The following is a 19,887-nucleotide window of genomic DNA, read 5'->3' on the forward strand; positions in this document are numbered from 1 at the left end:
CCCTGCCGGACATCTCTTAATTCATCAATTGCCGAATCGGTATTAAGTTGGACGCGGTGGCGGACGGAAGATCGAAGCATCTCTGGGCGCTCGAAGCCGGTGGGACAGCATGTTTCGCCGTGGGCTGTTCCATCGACCCGAACAGTCGTCTGGCCGTCTGGCCCGCACGCGAAGCCCGTTTAGGCAACTATGGGAAAAGATGGGCAGCTAAATTCGAATGTTAAGGTCCACTCCATGCCTGACTGCGCTTACGAAACGTTTGCAACAGAGCCCCTTCCAGTGAGGACTTGGCTTCGACAACCAGCCCCTACCGGAAAGCGTCGATGACCACCGCGCTACCCAGCTACACCATCTCCGGGACGTCGCCCTGGTGACAGTTTCCCCTCTTCGTTTTGCGATTGTCAGGCTGCCGAAAACATCTTGGTTCGGGCCGTAAAGCGTATTCTGAGGTCTTCGCCCTCGGCGCCGCAGGCGATCAGCAGCCTGAGCAGCAGGGCCGCCTTGTTGCCCGCGAGATCACCCGCCGGGATGACGCCTCGCGCGATGAGGTCCGTCTCCGAGCCGGCAAAGGCATAAGTCCGCTCGAAGGTGGGGCCGGCAGCGACGCGCGTGGCGAGCACGACCGGCATGACCGACGCAAGGCGGTTTATCTTTTCGCAGAAGGTCTCAGGCAGATGGCCGGCGCCCATCGCCTCGATGACGGCGCCGCGGTAGCCGAGACCGGGCAAGGCCTCCAGTATCCGACCATCGTCGCCGAGGAACGGCTGGAGGAGCGCGACCGGGCCGTCCGCGGTGAATGCGGGACGGGCAAGCGCAGGCAAGCGCCGAAGCCTTGCAAGGCATTGCGCCTGCCCCTCGATGACGCGGCCGATCGGCGCGAAACCGGGGGAGGTGAAGGCCGACGGCAGCGATGTGTGTGCCTTACGGACGAAGCGGGCGGCATGGACTTCGTCGTTCAGGACGACCAGCGTTCCAAGCCCCGCGAACTGCGCCGCGCCTGCAACAATGCCCGCAGCCAAGAGGTTCGCCGGCCCGTCTGCCCCCGGCGCTCTGGCGCCACGCATGGCGCCGGTGACGACCACGGGACGTTCGCTGACAATGAGTGTATCTAGAACGAAGGCCGTTTCCTCGATCGTGTCCGTTCCCTGCACCACAATGGCGCCAGCAAAACCCTCGCCCACCCGACTATCTATCAGCTCGGCGATGGCGACGAGATCGTCCAGGGTCAGCGAGGCGCCGGGCTTGGTGCTATAGGAGACAACGTCGAAATCCGCGATGCGGGCGAGGTCGGGAACCGCCCGCACCAGATCCTCGCCGGTAAGCGTGGGCACGATGCCCGCGCCCGCGCCCTCGGTCATCGTGATGGTGCCCCCCGTTGAGACCAAGAGCACATGCGGCAGCGACGCAGCCATCACGGAGCTCCGCCCGTTGCCGGGGCGGGTTCCGCCTGGGCGTTGTAGATGTCGAGTATCTCTTCGCCCGTGCACATTAGTACGCCGTCATGGGCGAGGATGTAGTCGTATAGCGCTTCCAGATAGCGGATGCGGTGGGGCGCGCCGGTGAGATACGGGTGTACGGAGATCGCCATCACGCGCGGGATGGTTTCGCCCTCCTTGTAGAGCTGGTCGAATTGGTCGCGGCCGCGGCGGAGAATCTCCTCGGATGGCTGCTGCTGGATCGCCGAGATTACAACATCGTTGATTTCCACTGTGTAGGGCACGGAAACCATGTGTCTGCTGCGCGTGCGAATCGGGACGGGCTGGTCGTCGAGCACCCAGTCGGCGACATATTCGATGCCGGCCTCGGCGAGCAGGTCGATGGTTTCAGCTGTCTCGGTAAGGCCGGGGCTTTCCCAGCCTCGCGGGGGCTTGCCGGTGAATGCGCGGATTGCGTCGATGGTCTGACGGATTGATAGAGCCTGGTCGTCGACGTGGTGCATAGGTTTCTGCACGTAGCCGTGGCCCATGAACTCCCAGTCCGCTTCGCGGGCAGCGGTGCAGGCTTCTGCATACTGCGTGCAGGTGGAACCGTTGAGGGCGAGCGTCGCGCGTAGGCCTCGCGATTGCAGCGCCTCCAGAAAGCGCCAGAAGCCGACGCGCATGCCGTACTCGTGCCAGCACCAGTTTGGAATGTCTGGCAGCAATGGTTTGCCCATCGGCGGGGGCAACACGGTGCGCGGCATGGCGATCTCGGGTGACCAGTTCTCCACATTGACTATGGTCCAGACGGCGACGCGCGCTCCGCCGGGCAGCGTGAACGGGCGGCGGCGGGTGATCGGCTCATAGACCACGCGCTCGCGCGCCGAAGTGCCAGCGGGGGAATGGCCAGTTGGTTGCTGACTGTCATAATTTACGTTCATTCTGCGTTCCCTCATCATTGAAGTTTTAAATCCCGACATCGAAGGCAGAGTCGCGCTGTTGGTGCACCCTGATAGGCGGAACGTTGACTGTGCGTGTGAGAGCAAGTCCGGCACCGTGCCTGATTCCAGAAACCAAAGGCTTGATGCGCTACTGCACGCGGCTTTTTCAGTTGACTGCGGTCACGGCATCTGGTGCTGCGAGATAGCGAGCCGCGGATCCGACACTTTTCCCACCCAACAAGATTTGCCGGTGCAGGCCATCAGCCTCCGAGAGCACGTTATGAAGGTAGAAGTGGAAGAGTGAAGTTCGTGCTTCAGATCCTCCTGAAAGCGCTGCCCTTGCGAGATAGACACCACCAAGGGTGAGCGCAAACAGCCGAAGATAGGGCACTGCTCCGGCCAACGCCTCGCTCTTACGTCCCTCGTGGGCTGCCGTTCTGAGAAAAGTGGTTGCAGCGCGCAAGTGTCGAATCGCGGCCTTCAGGACGTCAGCCGATTCCTCGGCAGCTGGCCGACCGGAGTTGCTCAGCTGCCTTGCCGTTTCGCTTAAATCGTCGAGCAGCAGGTCAACGTGTTTCCCGCTGCCTAACGATAGCTTCCGTGTGACAAGGTCTATAGCCTGTATGCCGTTGGTACCCTCATAGATCGGCGCGATACGTGCGTCGCGATAGAGCGCCGCTACGCCGGTCTCCTCAATGTATCCCATGCCGCCGAATACCTGCACCGCTATTGATGTGGCCTCTACGCCGACATCTGTCGAGAAAGCTTTCGCGATCGGAGTCAGTAAGTCGGCGTGATCTTTCCAAAATTGCCGCGCTGTGCCGTCCGACATCCTGGCTTTGTCTATTGCAAAAGCACAGGAGTAGCATATCGCTCGCGCTGCTGCCGTCATCGCCTTGATCGTCAGAAGGTTGCGTTGGACATCAGGGTGATGGACGATCGCAACCACTGTGTCTCCGCCGCTCACCTTTCCCTGCTGTCTTTCCGTGGCGTAGGCGCGAGCCATTTGGAACGCAGCCTCCGCAACGGCAACCCCTTGGATGCCCACTGCCAAGCGAGCATTGTTCATCATCGTGAACATGCAAGCGAGACCTCGGTGTTGCTCTCCAATGAGCCATCCTCTGGCTCCTGCCGGAACGCCATTGGATGAACCGTCTCCAAATACCATCGTGCAGGTCGGCGACCCACGGATGCCCAGTTTATGCTCCAGGCCTGAGCAGAAGACGTCATTGCGCGGCCCGAGCGTGCCGTCGACATTGACAGTGAATTTCGGCACAAGGAAGAGCGATAGGCCGCTGCTCCCGGGTGGAGCGTCGGGAAGTCGGGCGAGCACGAGATGGATAATGTTGTCGCAAAAATCGTGTTCGCCATAAGTGATGAAAATCTTTTGCCCAAATAAGCGATAGCTTCCATCGCCCGCTGGCTCGGCACGGCATTTTACCGCTGCCAGATCTGACCCAGCGTGCGGTTCCGTCAGATTCATCGTTCCCATCCATTCGCCCGCCGTCAGCTTCGGCAGGTAGAGTTGTTTCAACTCTTCGCTAGCATGTGCATCGATAGCTTCGATTGCGCCCATTGTCAGGGTTGGGCCAATACCGAAAGCCATAGAGCCGGAGTTCCACATTTCGAGTGCCGCAACACCGAGCACAGTCGGCAAGGCTTGCCCTCCGTATTGCTCGGGCGCCTGCAGACCATTCCAGCCTCCTGCGATCCACCTGCGATAGAGTTCGCGCCACCCGGGGGGAGTGCTGACTTTGCCATCGACAAGCTTAGCGCCAATCTGATCGCCAACACGACGCAGGGGAGCGATTTCTTCAGAAGCAAAACGCCCAGCTTCGGCCAGAATGGCGTCCAGCAGATCCTCGGTCAGATCGCCGAACTCCCCAGCGTCCATGCTGGCTTTGAAGCCAGCCACATGCTTCACTGCAAATGCGATTTCTCCAACTGGTGCGATGTACATGGTCCTGTATAGCTGCTCAGGTCAGCTTCCCAATGTCGAAAATAATGGATGAACAACGGGTAGAATGCGATCAGCCAGCAGAGGCACTTTGCGAAAAATCCGGTTGCGACTTGTTTTCCAACTGTCGCCATAGCTCCTTCGCTTTGCGAACGTTCTCCGCTTTAACGTGCCCGAAGCCGGCGATTTCCTCAGGAATCTTCGCGATTTCCACAGCGAGATGCATGCTTTCCGGTTTGAGGTTGCGCAATTGGCGGTCAATTGACTCGATGTAATCGACAATCAATTGCCTTTCGGAGCGACGTTCCTCAGTGTAGCCGAACGGATCGAACGCGGTTCCTCGCAACCGGCGCATCTTCGCCAGCACCGAGAATAATTTTAAAGCCCAAGGGCCGAAAGCGACCTTGCGTGGTTCGCCGGTTGCTGGATCTCGCTTTGCAAGCATCGGCGGAGCAAGATGAATCGAAAGTCGATCCACGGCGCTAAAGGTCTCGGACAACATCTCTCGAAAGGCCTTACCGGAATAGAGGCGGGCAACCTCATACTCATCCTTATAGGCCATCAGCTTGAAGAGACCCCGGGCTACAGCTTCTGATAGAGCACCTTCGCTGCCGGTAACCTCAATTTCGCGCCGCCGTACCTTTCCGACGAAGTTCTCATAGCGGGTGGCGTACCGCCGGTCCTGATAGTCAGCCAGGAATTCCACGCGCCGGGTAATCGCTTCCGCTAGTGAGGCTGAAGGTTTGCGATAACCATGCAATGGGCTCTCTATATCACCAGCGATGACGTCGTTAAGGACTTGTGGTTTTTGCGCCGCCAAGCGGCCAAGGCGGAAGGCGGTCGTATTCATGTCGATGGCGACACGGTTCAACTTGATAGCAGCGAGAATAGATCCTTCGGCGACAGGAACGAGCCCGCGCTGGTACGCATATCCGACAAGAAAGAGATTGGCGCCGATGGCATCACCCAGCAGCTTTTCCGCGAGCCGTGACGCCTGGACAAGCTCCACGTTCTCAGTTCCGGCGTCATCTCGAACAATGCCGACGAGCCGGTCCGTCTGAACAGAAAATTTTGGATTACGGATGAAGCCGGCTGTGATCGACTGCTGTTCATTCAAAATGACACGGGTCTTATTCTTCCGGATGACTCCGAGCGCCTCCTTGCTTGTGGTGACAACGAGATCGCCGCCGATCAGAAGATCGGCTGAGCCAGTTGAGATTCGTGACGAATGGATGCCTTCGGGCGACGAGGCGACTCGAATATGGGACGTGACCGGACCACCCTTCTGCGCCATGCCCGTCATGTCGAGTGTTGAACACCCTTTGCCCTCCATATGGGCAGCCATCGCTATGATCGCGCCGATCGTGATGATCCCCGTGCCACCGACACCGGTAATCAGAATGTTCCACGGTTCTGCCAAGCTCGGTGCGCTTGGTTGGGGCAGATCGATGGCGAGAAGGCTTTCGAGATAGGTGGTTGTCGGTTTACGAAGTGCCGCGCCTTCGACCGTTACAAACGACGGGCAGAAGCCATTCACGCAAGAAAAGTCGGTGTTGCATGACGATTGGTCGACGCGGCGCTTACGACCGAATTCCGTTTCGACAGGTACAACTGAAAGGCAGTTCGACTTCTTTGAACAGTCTCCGCACCCTTCACAGACGAGTTCATTGATGAGCACGCGCCGTTCGCTCGTCCCCTTTGGGGCGGCTCGTCTTCCCCGACGGCGCTTTTCGGCAGCGCAAACCTGATCATAAATTAAGACGGATACGCCTGGGTATTCTCGGAGTTCGCGCTGCACGGCGTCAAGGTCACTACGGTGATTAATCGAGACGTGAGACGCGAAAGCCGGCTGTTCAGCGTACTTCTCGATATCGTCCGACACGATCGCAATTCGTTCGACACCTTCGGCGCGCACTTGGTGGCTAATGCGTTGCGGGGTTAGTTGACCGTCATGCGCTTGGCCTCCGGTCATGGCGACTGCGTCATTGAAAAGAATCTTGTAAGTAATGTTTACCTTCGCTGCCACCGCGGCCCGGATGGCGAGTAGGCCAGAATGGAAATAGGTGCCGTCTCCCAGGTTCTGGAAGACGTGTTTGGTCCGTACATATGGCGCTTGACCGATCCAATTTGCTCCTTCCCCACCCATGTGAGTAAAGGTTGCGGTGTCGCGATCCATGTTCAGGGCGAGATAGTGACATCCGATCCCGGCAAGAGCACGGCTGCCCTTTGGTACTTTTGTTGACGAGTTGTGAGGACAGCCTGAGCAGAAATATGGTGTTCGCTGAACCGGTGAAACCGGCAAAGCAGTTGCGGCCTCGAAAGCGGCAATCTCTCGAACTTGCTCGAGGAGCTCCGTTCCATGAAGCCAAGGCAAGAATCGCTGAGCGATGACCTTGGCGATCTGCAACGCAGTGAGATCGTCATGGACGGGTAGCACAGTACGTCCCTGATCGTCCTTCTTACCAAAGACACGAGGTCGCTTGGCAGCCGGAAGTCCGAAAAGGATATCCTTGATCTGACTCTCGATAAGTGGCCGTTTCTCCTCGATGACCAACAGCTCCGGCAGACCTGTTGCAAAGGTGATTATCCCCTCCGGTTCGAGAGGCCACACCATGCCGACCTTGTAAATCGAAAGGCCAAGTTCTGCTGCGCGCTTCTGGCTGATGCCGAGCAGTTCCAATGCTTGGAGAACATCGAGATAGGATTTACCCGTCGTGACAATCCCGAGATGCCGACAGTGGCTGAGAAGGGTGGTTCGATTAATTCCGTTGGCTCTGGCGAAGGCCAGTGCTGCCGGGATTTTCAAGTTATGCAGTCGACGTTCCATCTCCTGGGGTGTATCGGGCCAACGAATGTTAAGACCGCCCGGGGGCATGTCAAAGTCCGACGGCGTAACGAATTGCATCCTTCCACCTGAAGCCTCGACCGATGCTGACGAGTCCATGGTGTCCGCAACGAGCTTCATTGCGGACCAGGTGCCGGCATAGCGGGAAAGCGCCCATCCAAACTGTCCAAAATCGAGAATGTCTTGAATGCCGGCCGGATTCAGAGTCGGAATCATAGCATCCATCAAGGCATATTCGCTTTGATGCGAAGTGGTCGAGGATTTGCATGTGTGGTCGTCACCTGCCAGGATCAACACGCCGCCATGAGGCGCGGAGCCGGCAAGATTGCCGTGACGGAAAGCATCGCCTGATCGATCGACACCCGGACCCTTTCCATACCACATGGAAAAGACCCCCTGTTTGTTGGCAGGCTCATAGAGGTTGATTTGCTGGGTTCCGAGCACGGAGGTCGCTGCAAGATCTTCGTTCACGCCGGGCTGAAAGCGGATATCGGCCGCCTCGGTGATTTTCCTCGCCTGCCAGAAGCACTGATCGACGCTTCCCAACGGTGAGCCGCGGTACCCGGTGACAAAACAGCCTGTGTCGATGCCTGTAGCCATGTCCCGCCAGCGCTGCATTAGCGCCAGACGAACGAGAGCCTGCGTGCCGGTAACAAAGACGCGGCCCTCCGTGAGGGAATACTTGTCATCGAGGCTTACGGAAGCGTAGTCCATGTGGTCCTTCCCTTGCTATTCCTACGGCAATACCATCTAATTTGAGACGGTTCTCGGCGATTTTAGCCTTGAGAGCGGAGCAGTTTGGTGGATAATAGCGCGAAAGCACGACGGAACGACATTTTATGGCAGAAGATATCGACGCGTTCGACTACAAGATCCTTGCTCTTCTGCAGGAGGATGGGCGTATCAGCATGACCGATCTCGCCGAGCGGGTAGGGCTTTCGCCCTCTCCGTGCGCACGTCGTGTGAAGCGACTTGAGGAGGAGGGCTATATTGACTGTTACGTGGCGCTGCTAAACGCCAAGAGACTGGGTGTTGCACTTACGGTCTTTATTAACATCAGACTGGCCAGCCAAACTCGGGCAGCCTTCGACAAATTTGATGCAGAGGTGGCAACCATTCCGGAGATCGTTGGCTGTCACCTCCTGACAGGTGCCTTCGATTATCTCGTTCAGGTGCGCGTGGGTGACATCGAAGAATTTCGCGACTTCATGCGAGATAAATTGACGGCGATCGAAGGCGTGGTTGAGACGCAATCCAGCATCGTCCTTGAGCAATTGAAATCGACGACATCGATCCCCTTCAGGACGCGGTCCACACGCACGAGCAATTCGTCGATCATCCAGCGATAGAGTTATGACGTCTGCCAGGATACCTGCCGGCGGCCGCGGCCGCGCAACGCAGCCACAGCAACGATCTCGGGACTGCCGCATCCGCTTCATCGCGCGGAGCTACATCTTGCTGGAGCAGGCTAGATGGATGCTTCCACCCCCTCCTGGGCCGATTTTACAACCGCCTCCAGCACGGCAATATTGCCGATGATCTGCTCATCCGAAAAGCAATAGGCTGACGTTCCGGCGATGTAGTCGGCGAAATGATGCAAGTTCAACTTGACGGTGTCCACCCACTCGAAGGTTGTGGTCTCGATCGCTCCGCCAGCCAAACCAACCGTGAGTGTCGAGGGTCCGGGAGTGTCTGGATGGGTTTCGTTGCGGCATTCCGCCCACGCTTTGGTTCCAAATACCGTAAGCCGCAAATACAACGGCGTAGCCAGTACAGCATTGATGTAAGATGTCATGCCTGCGCGATGACGGAGCATAGCGGAGACCACGTCCCCGTTATCGCCGGGGAGGACGCGCGAGGCCGTCATTGCCAGCACCTTTTCGACGGGCCCAAATAAGTTCAAGAAGGCGTCTGTCAAATGAACGCCCATGGCCGTCATGCCCGCCGCCGGGCTTTCCATGGCGCTCCGTCGCCAATCCGTCGGTGGCACGTTCGCAAGCTTATCGTGGCTGAAGTTCGCCTCCGCATGCATCACCGTGCCAAATGCGCCCTCCTTCACCATTCGCTCGATTTCGACCATCGGTCCCTCAAACCGTCGTTCATGTCCAATACCGAGCATGACGCCATTTCTCCTGCAGATGCTGACGCTCGCTTCCGCGTCTTTGCGACTGAGGACTAGCGGCTTTTCGCAGAAGACGTGTTTTCCGGCATTTGCGGCAGCCGCAATCTGGCTGGCATGGTCCCAGTTTGGAGTGCAGAGTATCACAAGGTCGACTGAAGGATCCTTCAGAACCTCCTCAAAGGTCCGCGCGGCAGTAAATCCATGCTCCCTTATGAAAGACATGTGGCGGTCTGGGGCCAGATCAGCGACATGGGTAACTTTTATTCTGTCCGAGTTTTTCAGACGAAGTGCAATGTTCTTTCCCCACCAGCCAAGGCCAATGATAGCTGCATTCAGCATAGCGCGTAGCTCCGTTGTCGCGGGATAATATTTTGTGATTTGATGCAGCTTGTATCAAACTGTCTGTATGTCGGACATGCCTTTCAATACTGGATATAGTGCTGCTGTATCCTGCTGATGTCTATCTTGAGAAATTGCTGCAGTGTAATAAGGTAATGCGGCGCTCAACAATGGAACCGGGCAATGGAGTGCTAAGGCGTGGTCCATTATTAGCGACACATCCTTCATGAAATTCTCAATTTTCATGGTCGGCGGTTCGTACTGATTGGCGATCATTAGCGGTGCACGCAGATCGAATACGCGCGAAGTGGCGGCACCACCTGATGCGATTGCAGCGTAAACCATGTTGAGATCGAGCCCAGATCGCTCAGCCATGTTAAGCGCTTCGGCAGTAGCAAGGTTGTGTATTGCGACAAGCAAATTTGCGATTAGCTTCAACTTCATCCCATTGCCGAACTGCCCCACGTGGTGGATCTTCTTCGAGATTGCGTGGAAGGCAGGCTCAAGCCGGGCTGCTGCTTCAGCAGGGCCAGACGCATACACGACCACATCGGCGCTTTCTGCTTGCGAACCGGTTCCAGAGACTGGACAATCGAGCAATATTGCATCTCGCGTCGCGAGCTGATCCCTTGCAGCCTCCTTTGCAGAGACCGGCAAAGTACTCATCTCGGCAACCACGTGGGCGGGGCTCAGCGCAGGCAGACAATCCGCCACAGCAGCTTCTAGCGCAGACACGTTCGGTAGCGCCGTTAGCACCAGATCTGCAGCCGCGAAAACGGAGCGTGCACTTTCATGCGGCAACCCTCCGAGCGTGGTCAACGATTGCCGTGCACTCTCCAGGGGATCGAAACCATGAACCTGAAAACCGTTCTGTATCAGGTTTTTAGCAAAGGCCATCCCCATGATTCCGAGCCCGAGGAGTCCGATCTGCGTTCGCTTAATCACGATCGATGCTTTCCACATTTCGCTGGATGCTAGGTCGCCAGACATGCCGAAGAATGGATTATGAAGGTTCAGGCTTCGGAAAATGACGAGCTCAGCAGGGCAATTTAATGCACATGCAAGATGATCTTGCCGTCAATCGACTGGCCCTTTAGATCAAGCGCAGCCTGTTGTATATCATTCCACGAACGCTCGTCGCCAATCGGCACAGAGAGCTTTCCTGATGCAACGAGATTCTGGATCTCGGCCAGGTCGGAAGATGCATCGCAGTCGACAAACACGCTTCCCAGGTAGAGGCCATGCAAGCGGGTGTCTGCCTTCAGATAAAAATCGCGCGGCTCGAACGTTGTCTTCTGATCAGAGGAATTGCCGCACGACACGCAGACGCCGCCGCGCTTCAGCGAACCAAGCGCACGCCCCAGGCTGGGCCCGCCCACCGACTCAAGAATATAGTCGTAGTCTCCCGCTTGGACGGCGTCATCCATCGTGGGAAACAGTCGCACCAGGTCTACATGATCCTTGCGCAATAGCTCCTCGAGACGCGGCCGCCTACTGATCGCATGGACGCGCGCGCCTGCATGGGCGGCGAGTTGGCATGCGTAACGACCAACGCCGCCCGCTGCCCCAGTGATGAGCACGTCCTTGTTTGTTATATCCCCGGCAAGTCGCTGTGCGCGTAGAGGCGTAATCGCTGCAATCGGCAGTGCCGCCGCTTGCGAGAAGCTGACGCTGTCGCTAAGCGCCGCCATCATACTGGCGCTAACCGCCACATACTGAGCCCAAGCCCCGGCAGGTACGATACCAAACACTCTTGTACCTCTCGGCTGGGAAGAGCCATCCGCAGCAGGCTCTTCGATAACTCCGGCGAAGTCCCAGCCTGGAATATATGACCGGTCCGCGATGAGGGCGGTGCGTGTTTCGCCGGCATTCAGCGAGATCGCATGGACGCGAATCAGAGCCTGATCGTCCCGCCTGCTGGGCAATGGGACCTCTCGCAGCGCCAATTCCCCCGGTTGCAACGGGTCCGCCAACACAGCGAGCATAGCCTGCCTAGCATCGTAGATGGACATTGGGCCTCTCTTCGTTCGTTTCTACACATGTCGACGAACTGCAGCGTTCCGCTGTGGTTCATGTGAGGCTGCCAATGCTATCGATGAAAAGTCTATTGATCAACACGAAAGTGACATGATTTGAGCCAGCTCGTGTGTAAACCGGCCGTTGGCCTCTGCCTGGGCCATGTCGTTTCGGCCAAACGTATTTAAGGCTGGACGGATCAGAGCACATCAAATAACATGACGATTACGCCTTTGCTGCCATAAATAGGAAACTGACATGCATATGCGTCAACTCCCGCAATTCCGCTTGGCCTCGGCGGGCGAGACTAGCTCGTGAGCAACGTCATGCGTCGAAGGTGCCGAAAAGGGAGCAACATTGTGCAGCGATGCGGTGGAAACGAGCCACTTCATGCGCTCGCGCATGCTGTAGGCCGATCCGCCGCATTGCGTACGGCTCAAAATTTTAGGGTCTGGCAGTTCTGCAGCATTTGCTGCAGACGCGACGTGTTGAGAGATATTTTAGCCAAGCGCAGCAATGAGGTGGCATATGAAAAAGAGTGACGAAGCCGGCGTGCAGGATAGTGATAAGGCGGTCCTCAATTTTGGGGTGCGTCTAAAACACGCCAGGCTGGCGCGCGGAATGAGGATAAAGGACGTTGCGGATGCCGCAGACTGCTCGGAAAGTCTGCTTTCCAAGCTTGAGAACGGGAAAATTCAGCCATCTTTGATCGTTCTTCACCGCATCTGCAATGCGCTTGGACTGACATTGGGCGAGCTCTTCTCTCCCAGCGCACCTGATAGCGATATCGTATCCCGCAAGGGGCAGCGGGCAAAAGTGGAGCTTGCTCTCGTTCGCAACGGGCGCGGGATAACGTTGGAACGGTTGGTTCCATACGGGCCAGGTAATCTTTTGCAAGGATATCTACACACCATCGATGTGGGCGGTGAGACTGACGGCACCGTGAAGCATGATGGTGAGGAGTTCATGTACCTGCTATCGGGATCGATAGATCTCTATCTGGGAGACGAGATCTACCGGCTCGACGAGGGCGATTCCTGCTTTTACCGCTCCGAAGTTCCGCACGGATACAAGAACAGCGGCTCGTCGGTAGCGCAACTGATCATCATCAACACACCCCCAACGTTCTGAGGAGCGTTATGAATGCTCCCGTTGCTGCGTTGCTTCCTGCAACTGCCCGACCACGCTACGAGTGCCTGCAAGATCCTCCGGAGGGATCGCTGCCTCTGCAAAGGGTCCCGCTCGCCGTACGAGAGATCGTATCTGATCGAACAATGGCTACGGTTTTCAAGCAGATGAGCTGTCAGTGATACGCGAAGTCGCAACTATTCTGGTCGCCCCGGAAAACACCGGCAGGTTCGAAGAAGCTGTCGCAGCCGCTCGCCCGATCATCATGGGCGCAGAAGGATGTCTGAGAATGCATCTTGAGCGAGTTGTCGAAGTCGAGGGAAGTTACCGACTGATCGTGGATTGGGAAACAATCGAGCATCACACGATGCTCTTCCGGAATTCTCGTGCATTTGAAGAGTGGCACGCGCTTGCTAAGCCCTTTTTCCTCGAGCCGCCAGCGGTGGTGCACACGGAAATCGTGGCAAGCTGAAGCCGAGGAGGCGGAAAGCTGTCTCCTCATTGTCCGGACCGCGCCCAGGTCGTGAGGTGCGTGCCACGACAACAGCGACCGCAGGATGGTTCTAGAGGCGCCGCGCAAGCGGCGGCCGACAAGGCCTTGAACGCTGCGCGAATCGCGTCTCGTGCGAGCCGCCGTGAGCTCTTCGAGCGGGTGGTGCGCTCGGCAGGAAGCGCCTTCAGTCTCGCACGATCGACATCAGTGCGCCTGGTGTGGCTGGCATTTGCCGCGAACGAACCTGGCGCTGCTCACCCGCTTGGCTCGCTTGACCGCTTGGTGAACCGCTCTACCGGCTTCGCCAAGATCGGGCGTGGGAATCCAGGAGAAAGCTTCCTTGATCACTCTCTAGCGCGTTCTTTGGGACAAGGAGACCCGGAATAATATTCATCAGCTTTTCATAATCGGAAAGTGACTTTCCTATTGAAAAAGCGAGGTGCACAAGATAGCCTTCGTCCTCAAGGTGCATGAGGGGGCGCTCGAATGGAGCTTTATCGGCGCCTGCTGTCGAACGATACTTAGCGAGCAAAAGGCACTTGCGGCGCGAGTGCGCGCTGCGTGCAACTAGAGCCAGATGCGGATGGGGTGATGAGAGATTTTCAATATATTGATAATGCGTATTCGCACGGTATGCAGCGTATCTCATACATCGAACTAGATGGTCGGCCTGCCTTCAAAATGGCCATCCATCGCTCGGGCGATAAATACTACCTGTATACGGCTCATTTCTGGCACAGTGGGCTGTCAGTCGTTGACATTACGGATCCGACAAATCCCCGCTTTGTGAGATTCATCGAGGGGCCGCCCAATACGTTTACTTTGCAGGTCCAAATCGCCGAAGGCAAGATGATCACCTCCATGGAAAAAATTCCGGAGGAATGGGGTGGCGATACGACTAAACCGTTCTCGGAGGGATTTCTAATCTGGGACTTGAGCGATCCTGAGTCCCCCCAGCAACTAGGGCACTATAGAACGGGTGGCCTCGGAACGCACCGGAACTACTACGATGGCGGGCGATATGTCCACGCCACCGCGTTGCCGCAGGGGTATGACGGCCACATTTACCAAATAGTCGACATAAGCGACCCCGCTAACCCCAGAGAGGTCTCACGTTGGTGGCGTACAGGTCAGTGGTTGGCGGGTGGTGAAGGAGGCGTCCCGTTTGGCACATTTCTTCATGGCGGTGCGTATGTCATGGGAGACCGTGCGTACTTGCCTTACAGCGCCGGCGGCTTTGTCATTCTGGATATCTCTGATGTCACTGCACCCAAGCTTGTAAGCGATCTTCCTTTCTCACCTCCTTTTCAAGCTTTCATTTCCGTCCACACCTCGCGGCCTCTCTCCCGCCGCCCGCTTGTCGTCGTCAATTCAGAAGCCATTGAGGAGATGGGTAACGAGCCCCTGGGCTACGCCGGGATCGTAGATGTTTCCGACGAACGTGCTCCCCGGTTGGTCTCTCTCTTTCCCCAGCCCATTCCTCCGAAGGAGCTAGGCATTTCCACGTTCTACGACCGCCCCGGTCGATTTGGTCCGCACAACCAGCATCAATGGCAAAATCAAGACGTGCTGCATAACGACGAGGACCTTGTTTTCCTGACCTACTTCAATGCCGGCTTGCGGGTTTACGACATTTCGAACGAGAGGAAGCCAGTAGAGATTGCGTGCTTTATTCCTGCGGACCCCAAGGAGCGAAAGGGCCCGCTGCCTAAAACAGGACTGGTTACGCAGTCGGAAGATGTTCTCGTCGACAATCGCGGAAATATCTTTGTCAGTGACAAAAACCATGGCGTCTTCGTGCTGGGGCTAGATAAGGGCGCATAACAAATAATCCGGAGGTGAACACATGAGATCATTGAAAGTCTTAAGAGTAGCCGCATTGTTCATCGGCTTCTCGGTCAGCATGGCTTCTGCGCAGACAGCAGTAGAGCGGTATTTGTCGGGAGAGCTGAAAATCTCGACCGAATTTGCATACGATGGTCCACCAATAGTGCTGTCGTATTCAACTTTCCTTGGAAGTTCCGGAACAAATCAGGAGCTTTACCGCGCAATGTGGAAGCGCCTGGACGAGGATACCGGTGGGAAGGTGCAGATCCAGCCATTCTGGTCAAGTTCGCTGAATGATACCCAAACGGGGGCGTTCGAGGCCATCAGCTCTGGTTTGGCGGATATGGGCACATGTTACACCCAGTTTAACCCAGGTGGCTTTGACCTGCATTTCGGCATCCAACTTCCAACTCTCTTCGAGAGTTCAAGTGTCGGTTCGCTTGTATTCAATGAGATATATGCGAAATATTTGCGCGCCGCATATGAGCGCCGCGGCGTGTATCTGGCCAGATTGGGGCTGACGCCCCCTCAGCAGCTATCGACAAAGGAGCCGTTGAAAACCCTCGCAGACATGCAGGGAAAGCGCGCTTGGGCGGCAGGTAGTGTCTCCGTCGCTTCCGTCGCTGCCTTAGGTCTGGAACCAACGACGCTTAAGGCAAGCGAGATATACCCGGGCTTCCAGACCGGGGTGCTGGATGTCGTTCCGATGCATGACGCAGGATTCTACACGTTCCGGCTGAACGAGATAGCGAAGTACCAGACGGAAGTCGATCTTTGGACCAATCCTAACGAACATTGCATAAATCCGGAGCGGTGGAACAGTCTTCCGAAGCCAGTGCGAGACTATCTGTACCACTGGCTGCAGGTATGGACGCAGGTAGAGTCGCAGCTCTACTACGATGCGGAAGCCGAGAAGGCGAGAACGCACATGCGGAACGAGGGCATTGAATTTTTCGAACTCTCGCCAGCGGATGCAAAGGAACTTGCTGGCCGCTACGACAAACTTATCACTGATTGGATTGCCGTGCAGGAGAATGCAGGACAACCGGCCAGTGAGATGATCGCAGAGATAAGGGACCTGTCAGCGCGCTACGCAGCAATGACCCCCGATGAGCGGTTCCTGCAGGTCCTTGATCAACCTGTACCAGGGATGATGCCAGGCTACTGAAGCTATTCGTGCCGATGTCAGTGGGCCATGAAAGCGCCCGCTGACCTGTAAGAAGAGGTGGTACGATGATATGTGGTATTTCAAGATTATTCACCATAGCGGCTTCGCTGTCGATAGCATTCATGTGCCTGTTGGTCGGAATTGATGTTCTCTATCGCAACGTCCTGGGTGCAGGGTTTAGTGCCGTGCAAGATTTGCTGACGGTTGCCCTCACTCTTTACTTCTTTTTCTCTCTGCCGGATTCTTTATACAAGGACGCGCATGTAAGGATGGATATTATATATAACAAGGCTGGTCCGCTGATGCGCGGCTTGGCAGACACGGTCGGGGCAGTTGGCGCACTGATTTTTCTTGGTTCAATAGGCTGGGGGGCGGCATCCAGGATCTGGCAAATGATGGCTGTCAGTTCCGAAACACCGACGATTGGGCTGCCGCTGTGGCCGTTCGCAGCGCTTGTTGCACTGGGATGCGCAGCCGCCGGCCTAGTAGTGATCACCGCATTTCCAAAAGTTGCTGCCGATTTTCGCGGGGAACGTTGATGGCCCATCTCTTAGGATATACGAGCTTCGCTTTCCTGCTTCTGTTAATTGCGCTGGGTGTTCCGATCGCGTGGGCGATTTCCATCGTAGCATTCTCAGGGATGACTTTGCTGTTTGGCTTCAGCCAAGCCATAGCGCAGTTTTATACGACGGCCTTCAACACGGCTGGCGAGTTTCTGTTCGCCTCCATCCCGCTCTTTATTTACATGGGGCTGATCGTCAGTTACGCGCGGATTGGAGAAGATCTCTATGACGCGATGTACAAATGGTTTGGCCGGCTGCCGGGCGGTCTGTTGGTGGCATCCGTAGTCTCGTGCACGATGTTCGGAGCGGTCACGGGGGTGAGCTCGGCGGCAGTAGGGACGATGTCGAAGATCGTGCTGCCTGAGATGCGGCGATACAACTACGACATCAAGATGGCCTCAGGTGGGTTAGCTTCTGCAGCGACGATCGCCATCATGATACCGCCGAGTGTTCTGCTTATCCTTTATGGTCTTTGGACGGAGACGTCGATCGGCAAGCTGTTCATTGCGGGCATCGTTCCCGGTCTAATCCTGACGCTGGCGTTCTCGCTCTATATTATGGCCCGCTGCACGCTGAGTCCCGAACTTGGACGTGCGGGCGATGCGTTCCCGCTCAGGGAGAAGGTCCAGTCACTTCTCAAGATAACGCCCATTTTCGTCATCTTTGGAGTGGTGATCGGTGGGCTGTATGTCGGCTGGTTCACACCAGGCGAAGCCGCAGCTGTAGGCGTTTTGTCGACAATTGCAGTGGCGACTGCAATGCGTCGCCTATCGCTCAACCATCTGTGGGAAGCTGCAAAGCAGACCGTGCAGCTCTCCGGAATGATTTTTGCTGTCCTTATCTCTGCTTCTGTGTTGGCGAGGTTCCTGGCAGCAACGCAGGTTACATCCAGCGTTATCGGTATAATCGATACATCCGATCTGCCGGATCTTGTGGTTCTTTTGGCGGTGCTCGGGGTCTTGCTTCTACTTGGATGTGTGCTCGATTCCTTCGGGATGATATTGCTGACGCTTCCGTTCATATTTCCCGTTGTGACATCTTTGGGCTACGACCCGATCTGGTTTGGAATAATTCTGGTTCTGATGACCGAGCTAGCGCTGATCACCCCTCCTGTTGGGATGAATGTATTTGTCCTGGCAAAAGTTGATGGCCAGCTCAGCCTTGGCGAAATATTTGCAGGGGTGACGCCATTCGTCGTGATAACCCTCCTGGTAATCGCCACCTTCATTGCCTTTCCGGGGATCGTGACGTGGTTGCCGAGTCGAATGTGAGCAGGGCTAATTGCGACTATGAAACAGTTGGATGGCGTTGCAACGGGCGAGGAAAGCTCTGCATTTCGGGAGAAGACGATTCGGCATTTTCCTGCCCGAAATGTAACACGGTTGAATTTCTGAAGACTGCCTACGCCCGATCTTTCCGACGATCGTTGTCTATTGGGTGCCCTTGCTGCGGAGTTGGAAGCCTTGGAGGAGCTTGGGAGCAGGCGCTGGCAACCGCTTCTTCGCTTCAGCCAGAGTTGGTCAAGCTTTGGTTGCCGATAATCTGTGACGATCGCCCTGTTCCGTTCCGTCGTATGTTCGGCTCTGCCACAGCCACATGACGTTCGTGTGTGCCTACCCGTGCGAGACGCAAGAGAGGGTGTTCGACCCCCATGATCGGGCCTTCGCCTTCTGACGGGGCTTGCATGCGCGGCATCTACGATAGCGTGAAGACGGTGGTGAAGACGTCTGCAAGGAGCGGCAATACAACCGAAAGCGAAGCGGCCTACGTGCTCAATGGCCCATTTTACCAGGATACGAACCTGGAAATCCAGTTGCATTTCACTGACACTGGCGGGGCGAGCGATCACGTATTCGGGCTATTCGCCCTGCTCGGCAAGTGCTTCGCACCGCGACTGCGCAACCTCAAGGACCCGGAAATTCACACATTCGAGAAAGGCGATGCCTACCCGGCGCCGACGAGCCACGTCGGTGCACCGATCAATACGGCAAAAAAGATCCACCGCTTTGGACCTCACACTTGTTTCAGAACCCTTGGGAATCGAATCCCCCAATCCCTTAAATCGTAACCACAACCTAGCGACCTTCAGGATAGCAGACCAACACGATGCTTGATGACCTCGATGAACGCCCTGACCACGGGAGGCAGGTTGCGATCCTTGGCCGTCGCGATCGAAATGCCTCTGCCAAGAGGAAGGTGTGGAACATGCAGGACGGCGAAATCGCGTTGATCCAGAAGCTTAAGGAGTCCTTCCGGAACGATGGCGATAGCAAGGCCGGCCCTAACGATTGCGACGGAAGACAGCGCGTGCATGGTCTCCATGGTCGGGGCGTAGGTTAGCCCCTCGGCCGCGAATACCTGGCTCATTTGGGCGTGAATCGCCGACTGTGCAGGCATTGATACGATCGCATAATCCGCGATGTCGCTCAACGCGGGTTTGTGCATCCGCGAAAGCGGATGGTTTCGCGGCGTCAGCACGACCATTTCTTCAATGCACAGTTGCTCAAGGTGCACATTTGGTACCCTTGATGGATCGACGGATGGAGTTAGAGCGAAATCGACGTCTCCGGTCGCGACTCTTTCCAACGCCTGCCCAAAGAAGTCGTCGCGAATAACAACTTCGATTCCCGGATAGGCGTCCCGGAAACCGCGCACGATTTCGGGCAGCATGATCGCCGAGACTGTCGGCGTGGCACCCACTCGGACCCGGCCACGGATCAGTTTCTCCTCGTCCCGGAACTCGTCGAATACGGCATTGAGATCGGCAAGAGCGTTCTCCGCGCGCGACCGCAGCCGTTCACCATGTGAGGTGATCACAACCCGGCGGGTCGTGCGTGTGAACAACTCAACGCCAAGAACCTCTTCGGCTGAGCGGATTCGCGCGGAAATGGCGGATTGCGAAACACCCAGTTTCTCGGCCGCTTGGCTAAAACTGCCGGTCTCGGCCACTGCGACGATCGCCTCCAATATCGACAGGTTCATTGGAAGTCGGAACATTTATTACCCTCGCATATAAGTTCATTAGAATTATGCGTTTGAATCGTCAATGCGTGGATGCCAGCGTGTGGGC

The 19,887-nt window shown here is 56.5% G+C and carries 15 protein-coding genes and 1 pseudogene; 8 read left to right on the forward strand and 8 right to left on the reverse strand.

Annotation, left to right across the window (positions count from 1 at the left end; all coding sequences use genetic code 11):
- Positions 1 to 401: 401 nt before the first annotated feature.
- The 4 genes from ACCO56_RS07635 to ACCO56_RS07650 form a co-directional block, all read right to left on the reverse strand.
- A complete protein-coding gene (locus ACCO56_RS07635) occupies positions 402 to 1,412 on the reverse strand; it encodes an asparaginase (RefSeq protein WP_433639226.1) in 1,011 nt (336 codons plus the stop codon).
- The gene (locus ACCO56_RS07640; protein WP_433639229.1) at positions 1,412 to 2,359 is read right to left on the reverse strand and encodes a polysaccharide deacetylase family protein; all 948 of its coding nucleotides are present in this window, start codon (positions 2,357 to 2,359) and stop codon (positions 1,412 to 1,414) included. The genes ACCO56_RS07635 and ACCO56_RS07640 overlap by 1 nt, the downstream gene beginning before the upstream one ends.
- A 166-nt stretch (positions 2,360 to 2,525) precedes the next feature.
- Positions 2,526 to 4,319: an acyl-CoA dehydrogenase gene (locus ACCO56_RS07645; protein WP_433639231.1), complete on the reverse strand. Its 1,794-nt coding sequence runs from the start codon at positions 4,317 to 4,319 to the stop codon at positions 2,526 to 2,528.
- 70 nt (positions 4,320 to 4,389) lie between these two features.
- Complete coding sequence (locus tag ACCO56_RS07650; protein WP_433639233.1) at positions 4,390 to 7,875, reverse strand: indolepyruvate ferredoxin oxidoreductase family protein; 3,486 nt, start codon at positions 7,873 to 7,875, stop codon at positions 4,390 to 4,392.
- Positions 7,876 to 8,000: 125 nt separating this feature from the next.
- Between ACCO56_RS07650 and ACCO56_RS07655 the strand changes: the two genes are divergently transcribed.
- Positions 8,001 to 8,510, forward strand: coding sequence for an Lrp/AsnC family transcriptional regulator (locus ACCO56_RS07655; RefSeq protein WP_433639236.1), 510 nt, complete (start codon positions 8,001 to 8,003; stop codon positions 8,508 to 8,510).
- Positions 8,511 to 8,629: 119 nt separating this feature from the next.
- Here the strand turns inward: ACCO56_RS07655 and ACCO56_RS07660 are convergent, their stop codons facing one another.
- The 3 genes from ACCO56_RS07660 to ACCO56_RS07670 are packed head-to-tail and all read right to left on the reverse strand — an operon-like array spanning position 8,630 to position 11,634.
- Positions 8,630 to 9,622, reverse strand: a complete 993-nt coding sequence (locus ACCO56_RS07660) for a Gfo/Idh/MocA family protein (RefSeq protein ID WP_433639238.1) — start codon at positions 9,620 to 9,622, stop codon at positions 8,630 to 8,632.
- Positions 9,623 to 9,676: 54 nt separating this feature from the next.
- A complete protein-coding gene (locus ACCO56_RS07665; protein ID WP_433639240.1) occupies positions 9,677 to 10,612 on the reverse strand; it encodes an NAD(P)-dependent oxidoreductase in 936 nt (311 codons plus the stop codon).
- A gap of 59 nt (positions 10,613 to 10,671) precedes the next feature.
- Positions 10,672 to 11,634, reverse strand: coding sequence for a zinc-binding dehydrogenase (locus tag ACCO56_RS07670; RefSeq protein WP_433639243.1), 963 nt, complete (start codon positions 11,632 to 11,634; stop codon positions 10,672 to 10,674).
- 532 nt (positions 11,635 to 12,166) lie between these two features.
- Between ACCO56_RS07670 and ACCO56_RS07675 the strand changes: the two genes are divergently transcribed.
- The 7 genes and pseudogenes from ACCO56_RS07675 to ACCO56_RS07705 form a co-directional block, all read left to right on the forward strand.
- Positions 12,167 to 12,769: a helix-turn-helix domain-containing protein gene (locus ACCO56_RS07675; protein ID WP_433639245.1), complete on the forward strand. Its 603-nt coding sequence runs from the start codon at positions 12,167 to 12,169 to the stop codon at positions 12,767 to 12,769.
- A gap of 175 nt (positions 12,770 to 12,944) precedes the next feature.
- A complete protein-coding gene (locus ACCO56_RS07680; protein ID WP_433639247.1) occupies positions 12,945 to 13,238 on the forward strand; it encodes an antibiotic biosynthesis monooxygenase family protein in 294 nt (97 codons plus the stop codon).
- A 612-nt stretch (positions 13,239 to 13,850) separates the two neighbouring features.
- On the forward strand, positions 13,851 to 15,083 hold the full coding sequence (locus ACCO56_RS07685) for an LVIVD repeat-containing protein (protein ID WP_433639248.1): 1,233 nt from the start codon (positions 13,851 to 13,853) through the stop codon (positions 15,081 to 15,083).
- 22 nt (positions 15,084 to 15,105) lie between these two features.
- Positions 15,106 to 16,254: a TRAP transporter substrate-binding protein DctP gene (gene dctP, locus ACCO56_RS07690; protein ID WP_433639249.1), complete on the forward strand. Its 1,149-nt coding sequence runs from the start codon at positions 15,106 to 15,108 to the stop codon at positions 16,252 to 16,254.
- A gap of 65 nt (positions 16,255 to 16,319) precedes the next feature.
- Positions 16,320 to 16,793 (forward strand): TRAP transporter small permease subunit, encoded by a 474-nt coding sequence (locus tag ACCO56_RS07695; protein WP_433639251.1) that lies wholly within the window; start codon positions 16,320 to 16,322, stop codon positions 16,791 to 16,793.
- Entirely contained in the window at positions 16,793 to 18,088 is a 1,296-nt protein-coding gene (locus ACCO56_RS07700; protein ID WP_433639252.1) for a TRAP transporter large permease, read from the forward strand. The genes ACCO56_RS07695 and ACCO56_RS07700 overlap by 1 nt, the downstream gene beginning before the upstream one ends.
- A gap of 413 nt (positions 18,089 to 18,501) precedes the next feature.
- A pseudogene (locus ACCO56_RS07705) lies at positions 18,502 to 18,807 on the forward strand (Tn3 family transposase); the annotation flags it as partial.
- 95 nt (positions 18,808 to 18,902) lie between these two features.
- Here the strand turns inward: ACCO56_RS07705 and ACCO56_RS07710 are convergent.
- Positions 18,903 to 19,814: a LysR family transcriptional regulator gene (locus ACCO56_RS07710; protein ID WP_433639253.1), complete on the reverse strand. Its 912-nt coding sequence runs from the start codon at positions 19,812 to 19,814 to the stop codon at positions 18,903 to 18,905.
- Positions 19,815 to 19,887: the final 73 nt, after the last annotated feature.

The sequence above is a fragment of the Mesorhizobium sp. 1B3 genome (genome assembly GCF_050958605.1).
In the GTDB taxonomy this organism is placed as follows: Bacteria; Pseudomonadota; Alphaproteobacteria; order Rhizobiales; family Rhizobiaceae.